The sequence below is a fragment of the Methylobacterium sp. FW102-HT35C08 genome (assembly GCF_058790235.1).
Window position 1 is genome coordinate 1,328,140 of the sequence record NZ_JBYTCL010000002.1, and the last position, 24,289, is coordinate 1,352,428.

At 69.3% G+C, this 24,289-nt stretch carries 22 protein-coding genes and 1 pseudogene; 13 read left to right on the plus strand and 10 right to left on the minus strand.

Translation table 11 applies throughout. From position 1 onward, the window contains the following. The first annotated feature begins 87 nt into the window (after nt 1–87). Genes AC3WSN_RS06435 through AC3WSN_RS06445 form a run of 3 tightly spaced genes read left to right on the plus strand, consistent with a single transcriptional unit; the run spans nt 88 to nt 1,998 of the window. Nucleotides 88–480 carry a Rid family detoxifying hydrolase gene (locus AC3WSN_RS06435; protein ID WP_192711194.1) on the plus strand — a complete coding sequence of 131 codons (393 nt, stop codon included), beginning with the start codon at nt 88–90 and terminating at the stop codon, nt 478–480. Beyond that, nucleotides 477–1,046 carry an MOSC domain-containing protein gene (locus tag AC3WSN_RS06440; RefSeq protein ID WP_492536788.1) on the plus strand — a complete coding sequence of 190 codons (570 nt, stop codon included), beginning with the start codon at nt 477–479 and terminating at the stop codon, nt 1,044–1,046. The genes AC3WSN_RS06435 and AC3WSN_RS06440 overlap by 4 nt, the downstream gene beginning before the upstream one ends. A gap of 4 nt (nt 1,047–1,050) precedes the next feature. Further along, nucleotides 1,051–1,998, plus strand: coding sequence for a PDR/VanB family oxidoreductase (locus AC3WSN_RS06445; protein ID WP_492536789.1), 948 nt, complete (start codon nt 1,051–1,053; stop codon nt 1,996–1,998). 217 nt (nt 1,999–2,215) lie between these two features. Here AC3WSN_RS06445 and AC3WSN_RS06450 read toward each other — a convergent pair whose 3' ends face one another. Next, nucleotides 2,216–4,030, minus strand: coding sequence for a cation:proton antiporter (locus AC3WSN_RS06450; RefSeq protein ID WP_492536790.1), 1,815 nt, complete (start codon nt 4,028–4,030; stop codon nt 2,216–2,218). A 460-nt stretch (nt 4,031–4,490) separates the two neighbouring features. Further along, nucleotides 4,491–5,510 (minus strand): LysR family transcriptional regulator, encoded by a 1,020-nt coding sequence (locus AC3WSN_RS06455; protein ID WP_492543025.1) that lies wholly within the window; start codon nt 5,508–5,510, stop codon nt 4,491–4,493. Between the two features lie 103 nt (nt 5,511–5,613). Between AC3WSN_RS06455 and AC3WSN_RS06460 the strand changes: the two genes are divergently transcribed. Beyond that, nucleotides 5,614–6,501, plus strand: a complete 888-nt coding sequence (locus AC3WSN_RS06460; protein ID WP_492536791.1) for an alpha/beta fold hydrolase — start codon at nt 5,614–5,616, stop codon at nt 6,499–6,501. A 69-nt stretch (nt 6,502–6,570) separates the two neighbouring features. Here AC3WSN_RS06460 and AC3WSN_RS06465 read toward each other — a convergent pair whose 3' ends face one another. Then, nucleotides 6,571–7,860, minus strand: a complete 1,290-nt coding sequence (locus AC3WSN_RS06465; protein WP_492536792.1) for a cystathionine gamma-synthase family protein — start codon at nt 7,858–7,860, stop codon at nt 6,571–6,573. Nucleotides 7,861–8,115: 255 nt separating this feature from the next. On the opposite strand from AC3WSN_RS06465, the gene AC3WSN_RS06470 reads away from it, so the two are divergent. Then, complete coding sequence (locus tag AC3WSN_RS06470; protein WP_492536793.1) at nt 8,116–8,397, plus strand: thioredoxin domain-containing protein; 282 nt, start codon at nt 8,116–8,118, stop codon at nt 8,395–8,397. A gap of 83 nt (nt 8,398–8,480) precedes the next feature. On the opposite strand, the gene AC3WSN_RS06475 is transcribed toward AC3WSN_RS06470, so the two are convergent. Together AC3WSN_RS06475 and AC3WSN_RS06480 are read right to left on the minus strand one after the other, a co-directional pair. Continuing rightward, on the minus strand, nt 8,481–8,612 hold the full coding sequence (locus AC3WSN_RS06475; RefSeq protein ID WP_283214881.1) for a hypothetical protein: 132 nt from the start codon (nt 8,610–8,612) through the stop codon (nt 8,481–8,483). Next, nucleotides 8,612–8,854, minus strand: a complete 243-nt coding sequence (locus tag AC3WSN_RS06480) for a hypothetical protein (protein ID WP_192711202.1) — start codon at nt 8,852–8,854, stop codon at nt 8,612–8,614. The genes AC3WSN_RS06475 and AC3WSN_RS06480 overlap by 1 nt, the downstream gene beginning before the upstream one ends. 785 nt (nt 8,855–9,639) lie before the next feature. On the opposite strand from AC3WSN_RS06480, the gene AC3WSN_RS06485 reads away from it, so the two are divergent. The 3 genes from AC3WSN_RS06485 (at nt 9,640) to AC3WSN_RS06495 (ending at nt 12,156) form a co-directional block, all read left to right on the plus strand. Next, entirely contained in the window at nt 9,640–10,473 is an 834-nt protein-coding gene (locus AC3WSN_RS06485; RefSeq protein ID WP_373622437.1) for an outer membrane protein, read from the plus strand. 526 nt (nt 10,474–10,999) lie between these two features. Beyond that, complete coding sequence (locus tag AC3WSN_RS06490) at nt 11,000–11,176, plus strand: hypothetical protein (protein WP_492536794.1); 177 nt, start codon at nt 11,000–11,002, stop codon at nt 11,174–11,176. A gap of 152 nt (nt 11,177–11,328) precedes the next feature. Further along, nucleotides 11,329–12,156 (plus strand): alpha/beta fold hydrolase, encoded by an 828-nt coding sequence (locus tag AC3WSN_RS06495; protein WP_492536795.1) that lies wholly within the window; start codon nt 11,329–11,331, stop codon nt 12,154–12,156. 167 nt (nt 12,157–12,323) lie between these two features. On the opposite strand, the gene AC3WSN_RS06500 is transcribed toward AC3WSN_RS06495, so the two are convergent. The 4 genes from AC3WSN_RS06500 to AC3WSN_RS06515 form a co-directional block, all read right to left on the minus strand. After that, nucleotides 12,324–13,046, minus strand: coding sequence for an ABC transporter ATP-binding protein (locus AC3WSN_RS06500; RefSeq protein ID WP_024827743.1), 723 nt, complete (start codon nt 13,044–13,046; stop codon nt 12,324–12,326). Continuing rightward, nucleotides 13,039–15,087: a branched-chain amino acid ABC transporter ATP-binding protein/permease gene (locus AC3WSN_RS06505; RefSeq protein ID WP_492536796.1), complete on the minus strand. Its 2,049-nt coding sequence runs from the start codon at nt 15,085–15,087 to the stop codon at nt 13,039–13,041. The genes AC3WSN_RS06500 and AC3WSN_RS06505 overlap by 8 nt, the downstream gene beginning before the upstream one ends. Before the next feature lie 38 nt (nt 15,088–15,125). Continuing rightward, complete coding sequence (locus tag AC3WSN_RS06510) at nt 15,126–15,998, minus strand: branched-chain amino acid ABC transporter permease (protein ID WP_192709330.1); 873 nt, start codon at nt 15,996–15,998, stop codon at nt 15,126–15,128. 134 nt (nt 15,999–16,132) lie between these two features. Beyond that, complete coding sequence (locus AC3WSN_RS06515) at nt 16,133–17,344, minus strand: ABC transporter substrate-binding protein (RefSeq protein ID WP_192709331.1); 1,212 nt, start codon at nt 17,342–17,344, stop codon at nt 16,133–16,135. 349 nt (nt 17,345–17,693) lie between these two features. On the opposite strand from AC3WSN_RS06515, the pseudogene AC3WSN_RS06520 reads away from it, so the two are divergent. Then, nucleotides 17,694–17,846, plus strand: a pseudogene (locus tag AC3WSN_RS06520) (transposase); the annotation flags it as partial. Between the two features lie 18 nt (nt 17,847–17,864). Here the strand turns inward: AC3WSN_RS06520 and AC3WSN_RS06525 are convergent. After that, nucleotides 17,865–18,611 (minus strand): transporter substrate-binding domain-containing protein, encoded by a 747-nt coding sequence (locus AC3WSN_RS06525; protein ID WP_492536797.1) that lies wholly within the window; start codon nt 18,609–18,611, stop codon nt 17,865–17,867. A 382-nt stretch (nt 18,612–18,993) separates the two neighbouring features. Between AC3WSN_RS06525 and AC3WSN_RS06530 the strand changes: the two genes are divergently transcribed. The 4 genes from AC3WSN_RS06530 (at nt 18,994) to AC3WSN_RS06545 (ending at nt 24,272) form a co-directional block, all read left to right on the plus strand. Next, nucleotides 18,994–19,932 (plus strand): pirin family protein, encoded by a 939-nt coding sequence (locus AC3WSN_RS06530; RefSeq protein WP_492536798.1) that lies wholly within the window; start codon nt 18,994–18,996, stop codon nt 19,930–19,932. Nucleotides 19,933–20,279: 347 nt separating this feature from the next. Next, nucleotides 20,280–20,549, plus strand: a complete 270-nt coding sequence (locus AC3WSN_RS06535) for a hypothetical protein (protein WP_192709334.1) — start codon at nt 20,280–20,282, stop codon at nt 20,547–20,549. A 205-nt stretch (nt 20,550–20,754) separates the two neighbouring features. Next, nucleotides 20,755–22,845 (plus strand): caspase family protein, encoded by a 2,091-nt coding sequence (locus AC3WSN_RS06540; protein ID WP_492536799.1) that lies wholly within the window; start codon nt 20,755–20,757, stop codon nt 22,843–22,845. Continuing rightward, on the plus strand, nt 22,842–24,272 hold the full coding sequence (locus AC3WSN_RS06545) for a hypothetical protein (protein WP_492536800.1): 1,431 nt from the start codon (nt 22,842–22,844) through the stop codon (nt 24,270–24,272). The genes AC3WSN_RS06540 and AC3WSN_RS06545 overlap by 4 nt, the downstream gene beginning before the upstream one ends. Nucleotides 24,273–24,289 lie beyond the last annotated feature (17 nt).

Here is a 24,289-nt window from a genome sequence, read left to right on the forward strand (position 1 = left end):
CGGCGCTTGAAGCGCGCCTCAGACAGTGGACGTATGTCCACTGGAATGGAATACAGCTGGAAGCCATCGCGAGACCGGGAGACGCAGTTGGACAGGACCATCATCGCCACGGAGGCCGCAGCCCCGGCCGTCGGCCCCTACGCCCAGGCGACCCGCGTCGGCGATCTCGTGTTCGCCTCGGGCCAATTGCCGATCGATCCGGCGACGGGGGCGTTCCCGGAGGGCATCGAAGCGCAGACACGCCGCTCGCTGTCCAATCTCGCCGCGGTCCTGGAAGCTGGAGGCGCCAGCCTCGCGAGCGTGGCCAAGACCACCGTGTTCCTGAAGGACATGAACGACTTCGCCGCCATGAACGCCGTCTACGCCGAGCACTTTCCCGGCGCCGCACCGGCGCGCTCGACCGTCGAGGTCGCACGCCTGCCCCGCGATGCGCTGGTCGAGGTCGAGGCGATCGCGCTCGCGACGGGGCCGGCACGATGAGCGACACGTCCGTGCCCCGCCATGTCGGGGCTTTCGCCCACGCTGCCGGATCGGTCGCGACGGGCGTGCCGGGCGGCGCGACCGGTTGGCAGGGCACGCTGCTCAACATCCATATCGCGCCGGCGGCCGGCTACGAGATGGAGGAGCTGGCCGAGGCCCAGTGCGTCGCCGGCCGCGGCATCCAAGGTGACCGCTACTTCCTCGGGACGGGGACCTACTCGCCCAAGCCGGATACCCGCGAGGTGACGCTCATCGAGCAGGAGGCGCTCGACGCGCTCGCGCGCAACGATCCGCCGCTCCAGGGCGGCCCCATCCATCTCGCGCCCATCGATCACCGCAGGAATCTCACGGTGCGCGGCGTGCCGCTCAACCACCTTGTCGGGCGCCGCTTCCGCGTGGGTGCGGTGATCCTGCGCGGCGGGCGCCTCAACTTCCCGTGCAAGTATCTGGAGGAACTGCTCGGATCGCCCGTCTACCTGCCGCTCTACAACCGCTCGGGCCTGAATTGCGAGATCGAGCGCGGCGGGATCATCCGCCCGGGTGACGCGATCGCGCTGGTGGATTGAGCCGGTGTCCGCCCGCATCGTCATGAAGTTGAAGGTGGTGGAGGCCGTCGCCACCACCCCGGAGGTGCTGCGCCTGACGCTCGTACACCCGCAGCGCCCCGAGCTTCCGTCCTGGGAGCCCGGCGCGCATGTCGACTTGCGCCTCCCGGACGGCCGCACGCGCCAATATTCGCTCTGCGGCGATCCGGCCGACCGGGGCCGGTACGTTCTGGCGATCAAGCGTGAGGATGCGGGTCGCGGCGGCTCCCTGTGGACGCATGCCAACCTGACCGTGGGCGCCATCGCGCACGTCTCGCATCCGCGCAACAATTTCGGTCTCGCCCCCGACGCGCGGCGCCATCTGCTGATCGGCGGCGGGATCGGCGTGACGCCGCTCGCCGCCATGGCCCGGCGCCTCGCCGCGACCGGCGCCGACTTCGCGCTCCACGTGTGCGCGCGTTCGGCCGAACAGGCGCCTCTGCTGCCCGAGTTGCGGGCGGTCTGCGGTGATCGGCTGCGTTGCTGGTTCTCTTCGGAAGGTGCGCGCTTCGATCCCGCGGCCCTGGGGGCGCCGGGCGACGGGATCCATGCCTATGCCTGCGGGCCGCACGGGCTCACGGACGCCGTGCAGGCCGGCCTGGCGGCTGCGGGGTGGCCGGAGGAGCGCGTGCATGTCGAGCACTTCGTGCCGATGGCGGACGAGAACTACAAACCCGAACCCTTCGACGCGCTGATTGCCTCGACGGGGGCGGTCGTTCACGTCCCTGCGGATGTCTCGCTTCTCGACATGCTGCGACGACACGGCGTCGCGATGCCCTCGTCCTGCGAGATCGGCGTGTGCGGCTCCTGCGAGTGCGGATACCGCGGCGGCACCGTGATCCATCGCGACGTCGTGCTACCGGTCGTCAAGCGGCAGGACCGGATGATGCCCTGCGTCTCCCGGGCCCGCGGAACGGTTACGCTGGATCTCTGAGCGGCCGCTCGCGATGAGCTACGTTCGCGTCCGAGACAGGTACAGGCGCCGCTGTGCGCCCGCCTCAGTGATTGAGCGCCATCCGCGCTTGAGGCCGTCGCCCAGCTCACGATGTCAGGGGGATGCGCGGGTCGGCCGCCGCGGGCCGCTCTCCGTTTCGGAGAAGGCGGCGACGGCCGCCGCAAGGCCGGGACCGGCGCAATCCCGACCGTCGGCCTCAGGCAGGGACGGTGGCCCTGTGGGCTGCCGGCTCGGCTGTCGCCGCACGCGCGGACGTCAGGATGAGCAGACGGTCGTCCGCGGCCACGTCGTTCGCCGGGTGATCAACGGAGACAAAGTCGAGACTGCCGTCGGCCCTGATGGTCAGCAGACGGATCGCGTCCGTCTGCCCGGCGGCTTCCGACGCAGCGACCGCGAAGCGCCAACCGGCCTCGTGCCGCCCGGCCAAGGCATCGAAGGTGGCATCGGCGGCCCCGAATACCTTTCCGCGGGCATCCCGGCTGACGCCGGTGTCCTCGTGCAGCAGGTGGGTCTCGGACGGGGCAAGCTGGTAGACGCGCTCGCGACCGATCTCCGGGGCCAGCCGCGTGCACACGAGGGCGTTGTAGAGATCGTCCCGGGTCGCGGCGAGCAGGTAATCCGGCGGATGGTCCGACAAGCCTTCCTCGGCGTGTCGGGACAGGAGTTCGGCCTGCAGCGTCGGCACACCCGCGTTCCGCGCGGTGAGCAGCGCACCGGGATAGGTATCGACCAGCACGACCGGCACGCCCGCCCGGTCCAGGGCAATGACCAGATCGCTCGCCCACGGGGATGCTCCGATCACGGCGAGACGCTGCGTATCGGCCGCGGTCGACAGGCGAAGCCGGCGGGCGAGCGGTCCCAGGGAGAAGCCGTGGGCGATCACGGTCGCGACGATGACGGCGAACACCGTGGGCTGGATCAGGTCGCCGCCGGCATAGCCCGCCTCACTGAGGCGGGGACCTGCCAAGCCCGCGACCGCCGCCGCGACGATGCCGCGCGGCCCGATCCATCCGACGAACAGGCGCTCCCGCAGCGACAGGTCGCTGCGCAGGGTGGCCATCCAGATCGCCGCCGGGCGAACCACGAACAGAATGGCCGCCGTCAGCCCGAGAATCGGCACGGACAGCTTGCCGAGGACCGCGAGGTCGAGGTCGGCGGTCAGCACGACGAACAGGCATGACACGAGCAGGACGACCAGCGCCTCTTTGAAGCGGCGCAGTTCGGTCAATCCCGGCACGTGCCGGTTCGCGAGCGCGATGCCGAACACTGTCGCGCCGATCAGCCCGGCCTCGTGCATGAGGAGGTTCGGCACCACGTAGGCAACGAGCGCAAGCGCGAGCAGCACCGGGGTCTTCAACGTCTCCGGAATGAGATCGCGTCGGAAGGCCCAGGCCACCAGCAGGGCTGAGCCGACGCCGAGGACGCCCGCCACCACCACACCCTCGGCGAGGTGCAGCATCAGGGCGGCCGCCGGATCCTCGCCGACTGGGTGGGGCACACCCACCAGGATCTCGATGACGACGGCCGTGAGGATGGCCCCGACGGGATCATTGATGATGGCCTCCCACTTCAGGAAGGCGGCCGAACGCCGTTCCAGGCGGGCGTTGCGCAAGAGCGGCAGGATCACGGTCGGCCCCGTGACGACGAGGATGGCGCCGAACACGCAGGCCGGTCCCCACATCATCCCGCCGATCAGGTGGGCGGCCAGCGTGCCGAGGAGAAAGTTGATCGGCAGGGCGAAGGCGGTGAGCCGGAGCACGCCCTCGCCCGCCGCCCGCAATTCACGAAAGTCGAGGGCGAGGCCGCCCTCGAACACCACGATGGCCACCGCCAGGCCGATCAGCGGACGCAGGTTCGGCCCGAAGTCGCGGGACGGGTGCAGCCAACCGAGCAAGGGCCCGACCAGAAAGCCGAGCGCGAGCAGGAGGACGATCGCGGGGATGCGCAGGCGGGCTGCGAGGACCTGGGCGGCGATGCCGCCGCCGACGATACAAAGGACCGCTGTCGTCACACTCTGTTCCATGCGCGACGCGTTGGACCGGTATCCGGCCTCGCGCCAGGGCGGCCGAACCAAGGGGATTGTGGGTGGGGCCGTGGAGGGTCGCGCAGCCCGTGCCCGGACGGGCGCGGAGCTCGGCACGTGCGCCTACGCCAATCGCGCGGCTGCACCGCGGTTCCCACCTCGGCGGCGCGTGTGATGGCGTCGCAAGACCCGGCGCCGATCAGTGAGGCGCCGGTTCGCTGCAGACCTGAGCGGCCCAGCTTGCACGGCAGCGCCAAGTTGTTGCCCCGAGGCTGTCTGGACGGCGGGTCGACGGGCATGACGCCCTGAACCGGCTCGAACCCGGGCTGTCCGACCGGCAGAGCGGCCGCCGCCTCGCCCGGTCCAGCCTGGACGCGGCGTCACGCAGGGCGATCCCCGGTTGGGGCGGTGACGGGCGGAAACGCCGCGCGCTCCACACGGCGATCGGTCAGGGCGATCCCGACGAGGGAGCGGCGGCATCCTGGTTCGGCAACACGCGTCGGCGCGAGATCTTGGCGTCGACCGGTTCCCGGCAGGACCGTTGGTCCGCGGGGTGTGGCGACACGCGGTCGAAGTCGGCCCTGAGGCGGACGGCAGCGAAGTCCATGAAGGTTCGCACCTTAGAAAGGGACATCCGATCCAGTGACGTGACCAGATGGACGGGCACCGGAGGCGGCTCGTCCTCGGGAAGCAGAACGACCAAGCTGCCGGCCGAGACTTCGTGCTGGATCTTATAGGAGAAGATCCGGACGATGCCTTCGCCGTCGACCGCCGCGCTGACGGCGGCCTCGTCGGTGTTGACCATCAGGCGGGGCTTGACCCGGACCGTGCGGGGGATTCTGCCTCCGGCGACGGGCGGGAAGCTCCAGATATCGTCCGGGCTCGTGGGCTCGATCCCGATGGCATCGTGCTGCGCCAGATCGGACAGGGACGCGATGGGCGGCCGGCCGGCCAGATATTTGGGCGAAGCACACAGCACGCGGCGCACTTCGCCGATGCGCATGGCCACCAGGTTGGACTCTTGCAGCGGGGCGATCCGGAGCGCGACGTCGATGCCCTCATCGAGGAGGTTCGTCATGCGATTGAGCAGCAGGTAACGGACCTGCATCGCGGGATAGGCCGTCAGGAATTCACCCACGATCGGGCGCAGGACACGAGTCCCAAACATCACGGGAGCGGTGACGGTCAGGACGCCACGCGGTGCAGCCCGGGTCCCGGCAACGGCGAGGTCGGCTTCTTCCAGATCCGTCAGCACCCGACGGCAGACGGCGGCGTACGGCTCGCCAGCCTCGGTCAATTGCAGCCGTCGCGTCGTCCGGTGCAGGAGCTGAACTCCGACATGGCTTTCAAGGGCGGCGATGGCCCGCGTCACGGCGGCGGGTGAGCGATTGAGGCGTCGGCCGGCGGAGGCGAGGCTGCCTTCGTCGAGGGCGGTGACGAACACCCGCATCGCATCGAGACGGTCGATCATTGTTGCGCCCTGCGAAATCAAGGATTTCGCAGCTTAGGCATTCTGGCTTCGATCACAATACGTTAGCTTCCATCGACTTGTTCGATGTGAAGAGGGCGACGTGACTTATCCCGCGAGCATTCCGGTCACCTATTACCGCACCGCCAAGGTCGAGGACGTGAACGTCTTCTACCGGGAAGCCGGCCCCGCGGGTGCACCGGTCGTGTTGCTGTTGCACGGCTTCCCGACCTCATCGCACATGTTCCGCAACCTGATCCCGCTCCTTGCGGACCGCTACCGCGTCATCGCACCCGACTATCCGGGTTTCGGCGGCAGCGACGCGCCCGACCACCGGACGTTCGCCTACACGTTCGCGCACTACGCCGATCTCGTCGACGGCCTGCTCTCCCGATTGGGGGTGGACCGTTACGCGATGTACGTGATGGATTACGGTGCTCCGGTTGGCTATCGGCTGGCCCTCAAGCATCCCGAACGCGTCAGCGCGCTGGTCGTCCAGAACGGCAACGCGTACGAGGAGGGGCTGAAGGCGTTCTGGGATCCCATCAAGGCCTACTGGCGGGAGGATACCCCGGAGCGGCGCGAGGCTCTCGCCTTCCTCGTCGCGCCGGAAACGACGAAGTTTCAGTACGTCGACGGCGTGGCCGACGTGACCCGGATCGATCCCGACACCTGGCTGCACGACCAAGTGCTGCTCGATCGGCCGGGCAACAAGGATATTCAGCTCGATCTCTTCCGCGACTACGGCACCAACGTTCCGCTCTACCCGCAATTCCAAGCCTTCTTCCGCGCGCACAGGCCGCCGACGCTGATCGTCTGGGGCCGGAACGACACCATTTTTCCGGCTGACGGCGCGCACCCGTATCTGCGAGACCTGCCCGATGCCGAGCTGCATCTGCTTGATACCGGGCACTTCGCCCTCGAAGACAAGCTCGACGTCATGGCGCCGATGATTCGGGACTTTCTTGGCCGCTTCCTCGGCAGCCCCTGAGGTACGGACGACCGACCGCAACCGCCGGAGGCCCGTGGCCATCGAGGACGGGTTGGACGCGGTGGCCGCTTAGCCGAGCGTCGCGAGAGCCGCGCGCAGGTCGGCGACCAAGTCGTCCGGATGCTCGATGCCGATCGATACCCTGATCGTCGCGTCCGTGATGCCGAGGCGGTCACGCACGGCCTTTGGCACACCCGAATGTGTCGTGGAGGCCGGGTGGCTGGCGAGCGATTCCGTGCCGCCCAAGCTGACGGCGAGCTTGAACAATTGAAGAGCGTTGAGGACCTGGAACGCCTCCGCCTCGCCGCCGACGATGTCGAACGAGAACGTCGAGCCGGGCGCCGCGCATTGCTGCGCATAGACATGAGCCTGCTGCGATCCGGGGTCCAGATGCGCGAGATGGTGGAGGCGCGACACCGTCGGATGCGCGGCGAGCATGCGGCCGACAATCTCGCCGTTGCGGTTGGCCGCACCCATCCGCAGCGACAGGGTTTCGAGCGAGCGCCCGAGCATCCAGCAGGAATGCGGATCGAGACCGGTCCCGATCGCCGAGCGCAGCTGCCGCACCGGCTTCATCCGCGCGGTCGAGCCGAGGGCGGCGCCGGCGATCAGGTCGGAGTGGCCGCCGACGTACTTCGTCAGCGAGTAGACCGAGATGTCGGCGCCGTGGCGCAGCGGTTGCTGGAAGAGGGGACCGAGCAGGGTGTTGTCGCAGATTACGACCGGAGCATCACCGCCCTGTCGGGCACCTATTTCGTCGGCGATTGCGCGGATCAGACTGAGATCGACCAGGGTATTGAGCGGGTTCGAGGGTGTCTCGACCATGATGACGCTGATCCGTCCAGCCGTGGCCGCTTGGTCGGCCGCGGAGCGCACGCTCGCCGGATCCACCCCGTTGGCGAATCCGAACGGCGCAATGCCGAAGGCTGCCAGGGTCTTGGCAATCAGCGTTTCGGTGCCGCCGTAGAGCGGCTGCGAGTGCAGGATCGTGTCGCCGGGCCGTGCGAAGGCCAGGATCGTGGTCGCGATCGCCGACATGCCGGAGGAGAAGACCAGCCCGCTCTCAGCTCCCTCGAACACCGCCAAGCGATCCTCGACGATCTCGCTGTTGGGATGATTGAAGCGCGAGTACACAAGCCCCGCCGCCTCGCCAGCCGGCGGCTCGCGCCGCCCGGAGACGTAGTCGAAGAAGGCTTTGCCGTGCTCGGCCGAGGTGAAGACGAAGGTCGAGGTGAGGAAGACCGGCGGCTTCACCGCGCCTTCGGACAGGGCTGGATCGTAGCCATAGCCGAGCATGAGCGTTTCGGGATGGAGCGGGCGGTTGCCAAGCGTCTTCTTGTGGTAGCGATCGTCCGACATGCTGGCCTCGCTCCGACCCGCCTCCAGCTCGGGGCCGGGCAGCCCGGTCGAGCTTCGAATCCGCACGTCCGGGCAAGGGAGCATGGCATAGCAAGGCCGGCTTCGAAACATGGCGCCGGACTCGGAGGGCCTGAGGTACTCTGGCGGCGTATTATCAATCCTGGCTCATGGACGATCGACCATGGACGTGGCCTCGATCCGGGCCGTTAGCGCCAGCGTCCGGCGTCGCGAGTGGGCTCGCTGGCTCGGGGCGGCGTGCAGCGCATCACGGCGATCGTGCAGGAGGACGCGAGGCTCACCCCATACTCCGATCCCGCTCTGTTCGGCGTGACCGGCAACAATGGTTATGGCCTGAAGGTTTTCGCCTGTTTGAAATCTGCCGGGCTGCCCTTCAGGCACACGCACATCTCGGACGCTTCGTCCGCGCCCCGTGCGCAGCGTCCCGACTTCATCGACGGCGATGACGCAGTCGGCGACCGTGACCGCATCATCTCGTATCTCACGCATCGATATGGCTTGACCCCTGACGCAGGGTGATCGTCGCCGTCCGCTGGCACATTCTGCCGCCGCTCGATGACGGCCTCGATGCTCTGGCTACGGCGCGGACGCTATCGGGTCGTCTAGGCGATCCAGCCGAGCACGGTTGCGCAGCGCTCAGCTTGGTCGCGGGTCAGGCCAGACGCGACGGCCGTACCGTTGCGGTAGACCACGAAAGTGCCGTCGTCGGTCGCGCGGATCTTGATCGAGGCCATTACGCGCCTCCAACCGTGAGAGCCTGGAGCTGGCTCAGCCCGGTGGCCGTGATCTGCCAGGTGGCAAGCTCACCGCCGGCGTCGTGGCCGCCGACCTGTTCCAGATGCCCGCGACTTTCCAGTGCGGTGAGGCGGCTGTGATCGCTGGGCCAGGAGTCGTCGGGTTTCCGATAAATCGAGATCCGGTAGTCGCGGGCCTCGGCGGCTTTATTCAGAAGACGGCGCTCGTGGTTGACCAGCATTTGCTCTCCTGGGTTAGGCGATCGCGGCGGCCATGCGTTCACGCACGGTCACGCATATGGCCAAGCTTGAGCAACAGTGCGGCAACAATGTGGTTTTCTGCGTAGGTCCTGCGCTTCCAGACGGGAGCGCTGGGCGATGTCTGCAGGGCCGCATCGACGGACAGCGCGCGTACGACCTCGCGATCAGCGCCTGCCGGACCGTAGGCGCGCCCGATCCTCTCGGCTTCGTGCGGACCGCAGCACGCGTCCTGGACGGGCAGAGCGACCTGCGCACGGCGCGGCTGCGTCGTTCCCGGCAGAGCGGCAGAGCCGACGCAACAGCCTCCGCGGGCGTCACCACGCATGCTCCTGCCATCGATCAGGGGGCATCGCTGGCGGAAGGCGTCTTGGTTGACGTCCGCCTTGTCAGAGGTGTCGCGATCTCAATGAGCCGCGGCCGGAACGACGTGGGTCCGGATCGTCGAAGCGGTGCTCCGGCCGGATCGGCAGGGCAGGGCGCACCCACCGTCGGATGCTCCCCTTTGCAGCACGCCCGCTGATCCAGCCTGTCGCGCATCTGCCACATGCTCACGGCAACGCATTGGCCAGACGCAACCAAAGCGCAGCTGAGATGTTATGGCGCTCGGCCGTGTCGATCGTGAAGTATTCTGCCGACTTCAGGCATGTTCATATTCGATTTACTATGCCGGCCCGCCCCATCGTCGACGAGTGTGTCCGTAAAACTACAGCCAATTCGGCCACGGATCGGTAGTCATACATCCAGACTGAAATCTGGACCTGACCCAATGACCAAGCTCATCGCCTCCCTGGCCGCCTTCACCGCGCTGACCGCGGCCGCCTCGGCCGCCGACCTGCCGCGCCGCGCTGCTCCGCCGCCGGTGTTCACCCCCGTCCCGGTCTTCACCTGGACCGGCGCCTACTTCGGTATCAATGCCGGCTACGCCTTCGACGCCAGCAGCCGCTCCAACAGCTCGGTGTTCGGCGTCCCCGCCCCCTACGCCGCCCTCGGCACCACCGCCACCTTCCGTGACCGCAGCCAGGACGGCTTCTCGGGCGGCGCGCAGGTCGGCTACAATTACCAGTTCACCCCGGGCTCGGGCGTGGTCGTCGGCATCGAGGCCGACGCCCAGTACCTCGACTTCGGCCGCAACCGGAACAACGCCTTCATCTCCGGCGCCGTCGCCCCGGGCTACTACGTGACCGACCCGCGCGGCCTGTCGAGCCTCGACTACTTCGGCACCGTGCGCGGCCGCCTCGGCTACGCCTTCGACCGCACCCTCGTGTACGGCACCGGCGGCTTCGCCTACGGCTCGGGCAGCGCTGACCGCTCGTTCGGCGGCTACGCCGGCAACGACAGCTTCCGCACCGGCTACGCGGTCGGCGGCGGCGTCGAGTTCGCCCTGCCCACCGAGTCGTTCCTGAACTTCTTCCGCTCGTCCGCCGTGACGTTCAAGATCGAAGGTCTGTACGTGAACCTGGAGCGCGGCAACCGCAACCAGGGCGCCCTGGTCGTCAACGCCGCCAACCTGGTCCCGGCCTATTACAGCCCGATCGGTCGCCGCGACGACGAGTTCGCCGTCGTCCGCGCCGGCCTGAACTACAAGTTCGGCTCGTACTAAGAGCCTGTCGCGCTGCTCCCGGTATCTATCCCGGGAGTTGCGGCGGCGGGCGAGGGGTAGCTGGTCCTCCTCTTCGCTCTCCGCCGTCGAAGAGCAGCCATCCGGTTGACCTGCGCATCCCCAGCCCGATCAAACTGGCCGCGAGGTCGGCGACACCCTGGGAGCACCTGCTCCTGGGGTGTTTCTTGTTTGGGATCCGGTCCGGGTGCCAGCCAGCTCCGTCTCGCCAAGACCGGTGCGGTGGACCTTGGCTTCTCACTGCGGCCCTGAACCGGACCGAGGGCGGCGTACCGGCCTCAAGCAAGCCGGCCAGCGTCTCCAGGGCCCCTCGAAGCATCTCTTGGTCGGGTGCTGCGTTCACGCAGATCCGGACGGCACCGCTTGGGGGCAACGACGACGCCGCGAACAGGCTGAGGGGCGTGACGCCCACCCAGGCCTCCTCGGCGGCATGCGTATAGGCCTCCGCTGACCATCCGTTGCCCAGCTTCAGGCAGCAATAAGACGCGTTCGGTTGGCTGAGGACGGCGTGTCTCGGCAGGAGGTCAAGGGCGACCTCCTGTTCCGGATCGACGACCGGGACGACACGATCGTCGTGCACCAGGCCGGGGTGGGCCCGGGGCTGTCCAAGGAAACTCGACAGCGTCTTCCAGACCCGCGCACCTTCGCGGCACCGCGCGGCTGCGGCGCCGGACAGGCGGCATGAACGCTGCCTGGTGCCAGCGGCAGGCCCCTTCAGCATCACGCGCGTTCAGAAGCGCAGACGGAACGCGCGGTCCGGGATCCCCGGGCCGATAGCCCCCATGACAGCGGCCTCTGGCTGAGAGTACGACGGCACGGACGCGAGAAGGAACAACGATGAGCTTTGTGACCACGGGCGACGGAACGCAGATCTTCTACAAGGATTGGGGGCCGCGGATGGGTCGGCCGGTGGTGTTCAGCCACGGCTGGCCGCTCTCCTCGGACGCCTTCGAAGACCAGATGATGGCCCTTGCGGACGAGGGCTTTCGCTGCATCGCCCATGATCGGCGCGGTCATGGCCGCTCGAGCCAGACGTGGTCCGGCCACGATATGGATACCTACGCGGCCGACCTCGCGGCCGTCGTCGGGGCCCTCGGCGTGACCAACGCGGTCCATGTTGGCCATTCGACCGGCGGTGGCGAAGCGTTGCGCTACGTCGCTCAGCACGCGCATGGCCGCGCCGCCAAGCTCGTGCTGATCAGCGCCGTGCCGCCGATCATGGTGCAGTCGCCTGCCAATCCCGGCGGACTGCCCATGACGGTGTTCGACGACATCCGCGCAGGCGTCGCCGGCGATCGCTCCCAGTTCTTCAAGGACCTCTCCGGTCCGTTCTACGGCGCGAACCGGGAGGGGTCGACGGTCAGCCAGGGCTTGCGCGACTCCTTCTGGCTCCAGGGCATGATGGGCGGGCTGAAGGCCGAGTACGCCTGCGTCAAGGCCTTCTCGGAGACCGACCAGACCGACGACCTGAAAGGCGTGACGATCCCGACCCTGATCCTTCACGGCGATGACGACCAGATCGTGCCGATCGCGGGCGCGGGCGAGCTGCAAGCGAAGCTGATCAAGGGCGCGACGTTCAAGGTCTACCCGGGCGCGCCCCACGGGATGTGCTCGACGCACAAGCAACAGGTGAACGCGGATCTGATCGCGTTCCTGGCCGCCTGATGCCGGAAGCGCCACCGATGATCCTCGGCCGATAGCGCGCGGATGGGGTGCCCCTGGGACCGGCCGTACCGGTCGAACGCGTCCAGGGTCACGCCCTGTTGGGCCTGGGGCGGCACCTGAGACCGGCTCGGCGTCGGCCCGCCTCACGCAAGGCCGGGACCGGCCGTCTAATGGCTGCCGCCGAGATACGCCGCCCGCACGGCCGGATCGTTGCGCATCTGCTGGGCCGGGCCCTGGAAGCGGATCCGGCCGTTCTCCAGCACGTAGGCGTGGTCGGCGACGCCGAGCGCCGCCATGGCGAACTGCTCGACGAGCAGCATCGTCACCTGCTCGGCCTTGAGCAGCCGGATGATCCGGAAGACCTCCTCCACGAGCTTGGGGGCGAGCCCCATCGAGGGCTCGTCGAGCAGGAGGATCTCGGGCCGCAGCATCAGGGCCCGGCCCATGGCGAGCATCTGCTGCTCGCCGCCCGAGAGCGTGCCGGCGAGCTGGGTGCGCCGCTCCTTCAGCCGCGGGAACATCTCGAAGGCCCGCTCGCGGTCGGCCGCGACGTCGCCCTTCGGGCGCGAACCGGTCAGCCGCGGGAAGGCGCCGAGCGTCAGGTTGTCCTCGACCGAGAGGGTCGGGAACACGCGCCGGCCCTCCGGCGAGTGCGCCAGGCCGAACCGGGCGACGTCGTGGCTGTCGAGCCCGCCGATCTCGCGCCCGTTCAGGCGGATCGAGCCGGCCCGCGGCCGGATCATGCCCGACAGGGCGCGCATCGTGGTAGTCTTGCCGGCCCCGTTGGAGCCGATCAGCGCCACGACCTGACCCTTCGGGACCTGGAAGTCGAGGCCGTGCAGGACCTCGACCTGACCGTAGCCGGCCGACAGACCCGTGACCTCAAGCATGGGTCAACTCCTCGTCGGCGACGGGACTGCCGAGATAGGCCTCGACCACCTTCGGATCGGCCTGGACCTCGCGGGCGCTGCCCTCGGCGATCTTGTGGCCGAAATCGAGGACGCTGACGCGGTCGCACAGGCCCATGACCACGTCCATGTGGTGCTCGATCAGGATGACAGTGATGCCAGCGTCGCGGATCTTGCGGATGATCGTCGTCAGCTCGGCGATGTCGGGGGCGGTCAGGCCCGCGGCCGGCTCGTCGAGGAGGAGCAGGACCGGGTCGAGGGCCAGAGCCCGCCCGATCTCGAGGAGGCGCTGCTTGCCGTAGGGCAGGTTGCGGGCCTCCACCTGCGCCAGGGCGCCGAGGCCGACGAAGTCGAGGATCGCCATGGCGCGGGCGCGCTGCTCGCGCTCCTCCCGGCGCCGGCGCGGCGTGCCGAGGATCGCGTCGAACAGGGTGCCGCGGAAGCTGTGGTGCAGCCCGACCAGCACGTTCTCCAGCGCCGTCATCTCGCGGAAGAGCTGCACGTTCTGGAAGGTGCGGGCGACGCCGGCCGCGGCGATCTCGGAGGGCGTGCGCCCGTCGAGGCGCTTCGTGCCCTGGCCGCGCGCCAGGGTCACGCTGCCGCCGGTCGGCCGGTAGATGCCGGTGAGCACGTTCATCATCGTGCTCTTGCCGGAGCCGTTCGGCCCGATCAGGCCGTGGATCGTGCCCGGCCGCACCGTGAGGTCGATGCCGGCCAGCGCCTTGAGGCCGCCGAACTGCATCAGGGCCTGATCGACGGAGAGGAGCGGGTCGGCACCCCGGTCGCCGCTCTGGGCGCTCAGCGCCGCGCCCTCGGCGTGGAGGCTCTTGCCCTCGGCGGTGTGGGCCGGGCGCAGGGCGGGGATCGTCTCGCGGAGGAAGCCCACGATCCCGTCCGGCAGGTAGTAGACCACGAACAGGATCATCAGGCCGAACACGGTCAGCCGGAAGTCGGTGACGGATTCGAGCGCCAGCGTCGCCGGGAAGAAGGCGAGGCAGAGCCCGACCGGCACCAGCAGGGCGTACCGGTTCTCCCGGCGGCGCAGGAAGGCGAGCGCGCCCACCACCAGCGCCGCGCCGGCGATGATCCCCGCCATGATCCGCACCAGCCCGATATCGGCGAGCACGTTCGGCATCATCACGATGATCGCCGAGCCGATGATCGGCCCCGCCCGCGACTTGCGCCCGCCCATCGTGACGGCGAGCAGGAACAGCACGGTGAGCTCGAACCCGTAGGAGTTCGGCGCCACGTAGCGCTCCGACCACGCGAACAGCGCGCCCGCGAGGCCCGCCAGCGCGGCCGAGATCACGAAGGCGTAGACCTTGTAGCGGTAGACGCTGACGCCCATGCAGTCGCAGGCGATCGGCGAGTCGCGCAGCGCCTCGAAGGCGCGGCCATAGGGCGAGCGCACCACCCGGTTGACCACGAGGATCGTGGCCAGCAGCGCGAGGCAGACGAGGTAGTAGAATTCGAGCTTGCGCCCGGCGGCGCCCCAGGGGGCCTGCAGGCCGAGGAGCGAGAAGTCGAGGACCCGGGCCGGCGGCAGGGTGATGCCCAGCGGGCCGTTGGTCAGCGGCGTGAGCTCGTTGATGAAGATCTGGATGATCGTGCCGAAGGCCAGCGTCACCATGGCGAGGTACGGGCCGGTGACCCGCAGGGCCGGCACGGCCAGCAGCACGCCGAAGGCCGAGGTCACGCCGATCCCGGCCAGGATGCCCCACCAGATCCCGAGCTTGAAGTGCAGGAACAGCACCGCCGCCGCGTAGGCGCCGACGCCGAACAGGCCGGCATGGCCGAGGCTCACCTGACCGGTATAGCCGACCACGATGTCGAGCCCAAGGATCAGGATCGCGTAGATGGCGATCACCACCATCAGGTGGATGTAGTACGAGCTCGTGACCACGTGCGGGAACACGGCGAGGCCGACGACCAGCAGCACGGCGCCGAGGATGCCGATATGGCGCGACAGGCTGGGGGCGGTGGCCGGGGCGGCTGCGTCGGCGGGGGCGAGGGTCTGCGCCATGGCTCAGGCTGCCGTGAGGGTTGTGCGGGCGGTCACGGTCAGACCTTCTTGATGACGGCCTTGCCGAACAGGCCGACCGGGCGGATGGAGAGGACGACGAGGAGCAGGATCAGGCCCGGCACATCCTTGTAGCCGGTCGAGATGTAGAAGCCGGTCAGCGTCTCCGCGACGCCGAGGATCAGGCCGCCGACGATGACGCCGAGGCCGGATTCGAGGCCGCCGATGATCGCCACCGCGAAGGCCTTGAGGGCCAGGACGGAGCCCATCGTGGCGCCGGTGAGCGTCACGGGCGCCACCAGCACGCCCGCGAAGGCCGCCGTCATGGCACTGATCGAGTAGGAGAGGGTGATCACCTTCTGGGTGTTGATGCCCATCAGCCCGGCGGCGTCGATGTCGTTGGAGGTGGCGACGACCGCCTTCCCCCAGATCGACTTGCGATTGAAGATCTCGACGGCGAGCATCATCAGCAGCGCGCCCGCGACGATCAGCAGTTCCATCGGCAGGATGCGCACGCCGCCGACCTGAATCGCGGTCTCGGGCAGCGGGGAGGGGAATTTCAGGTCGTCGCGGCCCCAGACGTTCTCGGCGACGTTCTTGAAGATGATACCGAGCGCGATGGTCGCCATGATCCACCCGTACTCGGACTTGATCTTCACGGCCGGGCGCACGCCGAGGCGCTCGACCACCGCACCGAGGGCGAAGCCGAAGACCAGGACCAGCGGGATCATCAGCCAGTAGCCGACGAACGGCACCAGGGTCAGGCCGAACAGGGCCCCGAGCGCCAGCGCCTCGCCCTGGCCGAAATTGAGCGTCTTCGAGGTCGCGAAGGTGAGCTGATAGCCGAACGCGATGGCGGCGTAGATCATGCCGACCGCGACGCCGGAGGCGATGAGCTGGAGCAGGATTTCCATGGGATCGCTGTCACCGGAGGGACGTCCGGTCGCGCGGCGGGCGCCGCGGGACCGCTCTGCGAAGCGCCGACAGGCCGAGGCACCGCCGGGTCGGGGAGGGTGGCCGCGCCCGGACGGACGCGGCCGTGACGACCTCAGTTCGAGGACTTCTCCTTGACGCGGACCACGCCCGCGTTCTTGGCGTCCTCGTCCTTGGCGTAGACGATCTTGCCGTCCTGCACCTTCCCGAACACGACCATGTTGCGCGAGATCGCGTTGTGGTCCTTGGCGGTGAAGGGCTTGTCATAGGTGGTGACCACGCCCTCGACCTTCTCGTTCAGGTTCTCCAGCGCGGTGCGGATCTTCGGCCCGTCCGTGCTGCCGGCCTGCTTGATCGCCGCCGCAAGGAGGTAGATCGAGTCGTAGGCCTGGGCGCCGGCCACCGGGGTCGGGATCTTCGTCACGCCGTAGGTCTTGTAGTAATTCTCCAGGAACGCCTTGCGCTTCGGCAGGGTCTGATCCTCGATGAAGGTCTGGGGCATGATCACGCCGTTGCCGTTTTGGCCGGCGATGTCGATGAAGCTCTGCATCGAGGAGGGCCAGCTGGTGATCATCGGGACCTTCCAGCCGAGCTTGGCCATGCCGCTGGCGATCTGGGCGAGTTCCGGCCCGATCCCGTAGGCGAGGATCACCTCGGCGCCGGCCTGCTGCGCCTTCAACAGCTGGGCCGTCATGTCGACGTCCTTGATGTTGAACTTCTCGACCGCGACCGGCTTCACGTTCTTGGTCGCGAGGTACTTCTCGATGTCCTCGCGGCCGAGCTGGCCGTAATTGGTCGAGTCGGCGAGGACCGCGATCTTCTTGTGACCCTGGGCGAGCGCCTCGTCGACCATCAGGCCGGCCTGGAGCACGTCGTAGGCGGAGTTCCGGAAGACGTAGTTCGCGTCGTAATCCGGCTCCTTGAACTGGTTGGTGATGATCGTCCCGGTGGCGACGTTGTTGAACACCGGGATCTCGGCTTCCTGATAGAAGCGCTGGGCGGCGAGCGCGACGCCGGTGTTGATGAACCCGACGGTGGCGACCACCTTCTCCTTGTTGATGAGTTCCTGCGCGACCTGCGCGCCGACCTCGTTCTTGGCCTCGTCGTCGCGCTCGATCAGCTGGATCGGGCGCCCGAGCACGCCGCCGGCCTTGTTGATCTCGGCGGCGGCGAGCTTGGCGCCGTCGCGCATCGAGACGCCCATCGAAGACGACCCCCCGGTATAGGGGCCGCTCAGCCCGATCTTGATTGGGTCTGCGGCGCGCGCCGGCGCCGTTGCGAGCGTGAACAAGAGCACGGCGGCAGCCGTGCGACCAGCGAAGACCATCGTTTCCTCTCCAGGCGACCAAGTGCGCCGCGTGCCCTTCGTCGTGGCACTCTGGAAGGAGGATCTCGCCGACTCAGGGTGGACCGTCAAGCTGCAAGTCCAATATGTCCAAGACGATCAATACCGATTGTTCACGTTCTTCTACCAACAAAGCCACAGGCCGCAGAATTTTCGTCGACGCCCGGATCGCGCGGATTAAGAACCGGGCACGAACGTCCCGTGCTGCCGAAGGCTGTTATGGAGCTGGGTCGGGCTGATGCTCGGATGGGCGGGGTTGAGTTCTGCCTGCAAGCCATATCGGCGCGACATCTCCGACGCGGAGCGGGCGCTGGCCGCGCCCTAACCTGGCGTGCTGCGTGAGGAGGCCGGTCGACCCGCGCACGCGATGCGCGCGGTGTTCAACGGCCTGTGCGATGTGGCCAGAGGCCGCTGCCCGTGGCGGCTGATGTCCCAAGACTTTTCGCCGTGGTGCGTCGTGTCTCGGCAGGCCCAGCGCTGGCGGTCGGCCGGCTGTACAGTCTTAGGACGCGACCGGATCGCCGCTGAACCCATGGGCGTTGAAGATCCTCCGGACGACGCCAGTCCGCTTCGCGTCATCCAGCCAAGTCGTGACTGTGCCGAGGGCGCCGGAACGGCCCTTTGGGACAGCGACGGCGACCTGCGTCTGCTGGAAGCCGCCCGTGACGATCCACGAGCCTGGAACCTGCTGCATCACCGGCCGCAGGGTATCGCGCGAGAGGGCGAAAGCATCTGCCAGTCCGGCGCGCATCCACGCCACGGCCTCGGCCACGGACGGCACCGCGACAGGCTGCGTGTGCATCAGGGTGCGCGCGGAGGCGCGGAACGTCGTGGTCCCGTCGATCGCCAGCACGCGGACACCCGGCCGGTCCACCTGCGCCACGTCGGTGATCCCCGATGCCGCGCTGGCGAGGTAGGTGCTCTCCAGGTCGTAGTAGCCCGGACCGAAATCGAGCACCTGCCGCCGGGTCGCGTCGACCGGCATGAAGCTCACATCGATGGCCTCAGCCTGGAGCGCCGCAGCCGCCGCACCCGAGTTCGGAAACAGAGTGACGGCGAGCGGCAACTCAGTCCTTCGCGCCAAGTCGTGGGCCAGATCGGCCGTGACGCCCGCGGGCGTCCCGTCGGCCGAGCGACTGACGAAGATGAGGCCGGGGGCGGGGGCCTCGATCAGACCGACCCGCAATGTGCCGGACGGGGCGAACGCGGCCTTCACGGCCGCGTCCAGGGCTTCGCTGGGCAGAGTCATGCTGGCGAGGAGAGGGACCGCGGAGAGGAGCCGTAAAGCACTGCTCCAAGGTATTGCGCAAGCAGACCTCGTGGAAGCACGGACCTGAAGTCTCGGTCTTGCAGGCAGGTGAGGGCTGCTGCCGGCCTCGGATCCACACACGCGAAAGCACACCGCCCGTGCCTGATCCGTGCCGCCGCACGGGCGGCCGGCGAATGATCAGGCCGACAAGGGTTTGACGGCCACCCGAGGCCAAGGGTTTGCGCCCGGAAATGGAAACGTTGCGTTTCGCCGGTTTCCGTATTCGACGCTGACAGGATCGCGCAATGTGCGTCCGGCGACGCGTCGTCGGGGCGCATCCCGTCTCACCCGGTCGGGCTTGGCCGAAAGAGGAGCAAGAGCGATGAGCTGGCACAGTGCGGATGACCCGGTCCCGGGCGACGCTTTCAGCTGCGACGCGATCCAGACTCTGATCGTCCCGCGATCGCGCGACCTCGGCTCGTTCGCGGTGCGCCGCGCGCTCCCCTCGACCGAGTGCCGGATGGTCGGCCCCTTCATCTTCTTCGACCAGATGGGCCCGTCCGAGTTCCTGCTCGGGCAGGGCATGGACGTGCGGCCGCACCCGCATATCGGCCTGTCCACCGTCACCTACCTGTTCGACGGCGAGATCATGCACCGCGACAGCCTCGGCACCGAGCTGCCGATCCGGCCGGGCGAGCTGAACTGGATGACGGCCGGCCGCGGCATCACTCACTCGGAGCGCACCGCCCCCACGCTGCGGCAGACCGGCTCCCAGCTTTTCGGTATCCAGAGCTGGGTCGCCCTGAGCGCCCGGGACGAGGAGACGGCGCCGGCCTTCGAGCACTACGATGCGGCGGCGCTGCCGGTCCTGACCGGCGAGGGCAAGACCGTCCGGCTGATCGCCGGCGAGGCCTTCGGGGCACGCTCACCCGTGCGAACCTCCAGCCCGATGGTCTACGCCGACGTGGCGCTGGAGGCGGGCGCCGTGCTGCCGCTCGATCCCACCTACGACGAACGCGCGATCTACACGGTCGCGGGCGCGATCGAGATCGCCGGCGACGGTTTCGGGCCCGGGCAGCTGCTGGTCTTCCGCCCCGGCGACCGGATCAGCATCCGCGCGTCGGAGACGGCCCGGTTCATGGTGCTCGGCGGCGAGCCGATGGACGGGCCGCGCCATCTCTGGTGGAACTTCGTCTCGTCCCGGCCCGAGCGGATCGCGGAGGCCAAGGAGGATTGGCGCCAGGGCCGGTTCGACACCGTGCCGAACGATGCCGAGTTCATCCCGCTGCCCGAGGATCCGCCGCCGGTCCGCTATCCCTGACGGCGCGGCACCGCCACCTGCCCGGTGGCCCCATGTCCCGTTCGGAGACCGGAGCACCTCATGGCTGTCGCGGCATGGGACGCGCGACGCGATCGCGTGCCCGTCGTCGCCCGGCCGGCGGCGGGTGCCGGCGCATCGAGCTGGCGTGCGCCCACGGCCGCACGGACTTCCCGCGCGGCGTGAACAAGGGCCGACCCTCACACCCGTCGACATCGCCCCCTTCGCGATCCGACTGACGACAAACGCCCCCCAAAACATGAGGCGCCGGATCGGCCCCCCGCAAAACTGGCTCTGCCCAACCCATGGCTCTCGCAAGGGTGGAACGGACCGCCCGCGGGAGACGTGACATGACCAAGACGATGATCTTCGTGCTCGTGGCCGGCAGCCTGATCGGCGCGGCGCACCCCGTCCTGGCGCAGGAGCCGGTCGCGACGGCCGAGCCCCGCGGCAACCAGGAATTCATCGGCGTCGACCTCGACAATGGCGGCGTCTACTACAACGGCCACGACTCGGGCCGCTTCTGCGTCTACCGCACGGTGGAGGTGTTCAACCGCTACACCGGCTACGTCGAGGCCCGCCGCGTGCGCCGCTGCGGCCGCGGCCTCTACCTGCGCTGAGGCGAAGCGGCATGATGCTCGCCCGGCTCTCCCCCCTGCACCTCGCGGCGCTCGGCCTCGTCTTCGCGCTCATCGATCGCCTGTGAGCGCGCCTCGGGCAGCGCCGCCGGCATTGTCTCGCCGGTCCGGGCCGACTATTGCGGCCCCGGTTCGGAGCAGCCGGCGACGAATACTGATCGCGCCGGCACTCGAGAAGGATAGGCGCATGGTGACCCCCGTCACAATGTCCGCGCGTCGTGGATCTCCGCGCCTATGGGGCGGCTGGCTGCCGATCCTCGTGCTGGTCGCGTGCGCCTGCCTCTGGGGCGACCGCGCGGCCCGGGCCGCCGAATCCGCATCCCTCGCCGACAACGCCGACTCGGTGGCGGTGGTGATCGGCAACCGCGACTACAAGCAGACCGTGCCCGTCGACTACGCGCACAACGACGCCGACGCGATGCGGGACTACCTCGTCCAGCGCCTCGGTTACCGCGAGGCCAACGTCTTCGTCCTCAAGGACGCGACGCTGAACGAGTTCAACCAGGTCTTCGGCACCGAGCGGAACCCGCAATCCGGCCGCCTGTGGCGCAGCGTGCGCGAGGGCCGCTCGAACGTGTTCGTGTACTATTCCGGCCACGGCGTGCCGGATCTCGCCACGCGCCAGCCTTTTCTGCTGCCCCAGGACGGCAACCCCAACCAGGGCGAGAGCGGCTTCTCCCTCGAGACGCTCTACCGCAACCTCGACCTCGTGAAGCGCAAGATCGGCGCCGAGCGCCAGCTCGTGGTGATGGTGGATGCCTGCTTCACCGGGGAGACCGGCCGGAAGGGCGAGAGTCTGCTCGCCGTCTCGGCCCCCGGCTTCGCGCCGGCCAAGCCGAAGGCCGAAGCGGGAATCGTTCGGGTGGTCGCGACCTCGGGGGCGACACCCGCGACCTGGGACGCGGCGAACAGGCTCGGCCTCCTCACCAGCCGGTTCCTGATGGGCGTCTCAGGCCTGGCCGCGGCGGAGGGCGGCGACGTCCCATGGGCCGCGCTCAAAGCCTACCTGCGCCGCGAGGTTGCGGAGGCGGCGCGCCGCGCGAGCGGGCGCGAGCAGGTGCCGGAGGTGGACGACGCCCCGATCGTCCTCAAGGCCTCGGCCCCGGTCGCCGCGGTGGCGGACGGCGTCGCGCAGGTGCGCGATGAGGCGGCGTGGCGCCGGGCGGAGGCGCTCGGCACCCAGGCGGCCGTCGAGACCTACATCGGCACCTGCGGGCCGAGCTGCGCCTACCGCGCCCAGGCGATGGACCGGCTCTTCGCCGGCCGGCAGCGCGACGCGGCAGCCCTCGACCAGGAGAACTGGGCGAAGTTCGGCGCGGCGCGGCAGTACCAGGCCTATCTCGACACGTGCGGCGCGGTCTGCGCCTACCGCAGCCTCGCCCTCGGTTACCTCGGCGGCTCGGATCCCGCGGCCGACCCACGCGTCAAGCGGTGCGACGCGCTGGCTGCCGGGACGGACGATCCGGACCGGCCGGCGTCCGTCACCGGGATCAAGCTCGGGCGCATCGAACCCGCCGCCGCCATCGAGGCCTGCCGCCCGGCCGCGGAGGCCTACCCGAAGCTGCGCCGCCTGGCCTATCAGCTCGGCCGCGCCTACGACCGCGCCGACCGCTACAAGGAGGCCTTGGCGGCCTACGACCAGGCGGCCAACGCCGGCAGCATCGCGGCGATGAACAACCTCGCGGCCCTCTACGAGAACGGCCAGGGCGTGAAGCGCTCTCAGGCCGAGGCGTTCCGGCTCTACAGGCAGGCCGGCGAGGGCGGCAACGTGGTGGCCCTCGCCAATGCGGCGCGCATGCTCGAGTACGGCAACGGCATCCCCAAGAACGAGGCGCAGGCGGTCGCCCTCTACAAGCGGGCGGTGGACGGCGGCGACGTCGCGTCGATCTCGAAGCTCGTCCCGCACTACGCGACCGGCGCCTACGGCTTCCCGAAGGACCTGCGTCAGGGCTTCGACCTGTTCCGGCAAGCCGCCGACCGTGGCGACCCCGTCGCCATGGCCACCATGGCGACGCTCATCGACAACGGTTTCGCGCGCTTCTTCCCCGGCGTGCGCTCCGCCGACCTCGTGATGCAGGCCCTGAAGCGGGGCGAGCTCGGCGCCGCCTCGGTCTCGGCGACCGACACCGCGGCCCAGAAGCTGAAGCCCGACACGATCCGGGCGATCCAGAAGGCGGTGAAGCAGGCGGATTACTACCCGGGCGCCATCGATGGCCGCTTCAACCCCGTCTTCGTCCGCGCGCTCGACCAGTACGCGCGCGCCAACGAGGCGGAATGAGCGGACAGGGGCTGGGGCGGCCGTGCGCCCAGATTCGCCGCACGGGGTCCACGCGCCGCGCGGGAAGGGCGGGCCGGCGCCCGGCCCTGCTCCTGGCCGTATGCCTCGCCGCACGTCTTGCCGCGCCGGTCCCAGCGCGCGCCGATCCCGGAACCGCGGCGCTGACACCCCTCCTCGACGCCGTGGCGGCCTGCACCGGCCGATCCGACCTCACCGTCGCCGTCATCGGCGTCGAGGCGGGCCAGACCGCGCTCTCGCGCGAGCAGGCCGAGGAGGTGCGGCTCGCGGCCGAGACCCGGCTTCAGGCCACCGGCCGCGTCCGCTTGGCGGCCGCGGCCGACGTGGTGCGGATCAAGGCCCTGCGCGAGGGCACGACGGGACTCGCGGCCGGCGAGGCCGAGGCGCAGATCCGCGCGGCTTTCGCGGGTGACGCCAGCATCTTCCTCGTCGACACGCGGCGCGCGGGCGATACCGCCACCTTCCGCCTCCAGGCCATCACCAAGGCCGCCGACTGCAAGGCGACCAGCGAGCCGATGGTCGTGCCGATCCGCACCGGGCCGGGCGTCTCGGACGTCGACGCGGTGATGGAGGGCGCAGTCCGGACGCTCGACGCGGCCGTGCCGAACGCGGGCCGCATCGACATCTGCCCCTTCGCTACGGATGGTGGTCACTCCTCCTGCGCGGCGGCCCTCACCGATCGCCTCGCGATCGCCCTCGACGCAGAGGCGCGAACGCCGAACCGGATCCTGAAGGGCGGGCGCCTGGAGGTGCGGCGTCAACCTGCCGGCGGCGCCTGTCCCGGCACCGGCCTCACGGCGCGCGGGCGCTTCCTCACCGATCCGGCCCGGCAATCCTGGATGGAGTTGGAATTCCAGCGGGACGGAATCGTCATCGCACCGACGGGACGCCGCCGCATCGGCATCGAGGGTCTCGGTTGCGATCCCACGCCACGGCCCTTCCTCGACCACGTGGCGGCCACGGCGCCCACGGACGGGGCGCGGCTCTCGGTCTCGGCCGTCTCGGCGCCCTTCGCCCGAGGCGAGCGCCTGGAGCTGCGGATCGACGCGAAGGTGCGCCAGACCCTGTACTGCTGGGTCCTGGCCCCGGACGAGACCGCGTTCGTCGCGCTGCCCGTGCGCGGCAATGCGGCCTCGCAGGCGCCCCTCGCTGCGGGGACGGCCCGGCGCTACCCCCGCGGCTACGGGCTCGACGAGATCGTGGCGTCCGAGCCCTTCGAGAACCTCTTCGCGTGCTTCGGGGTCGAGGGCGGCCTGCCCCCCGAGCTGGCGGCGCGCTGGCTGGACGCCGCGCCCGCCGCCGACGCGGAGGCGCGCCTGCTCCAGCCCTCCGAGGTGCTCGATCTTCTAGACCGGATTCGCCGGGTGCCCGGTGTGACCGAAGCGACCGCGCGTATCTCCGTGCGCTGAAAGCCCGCGAAACCTGG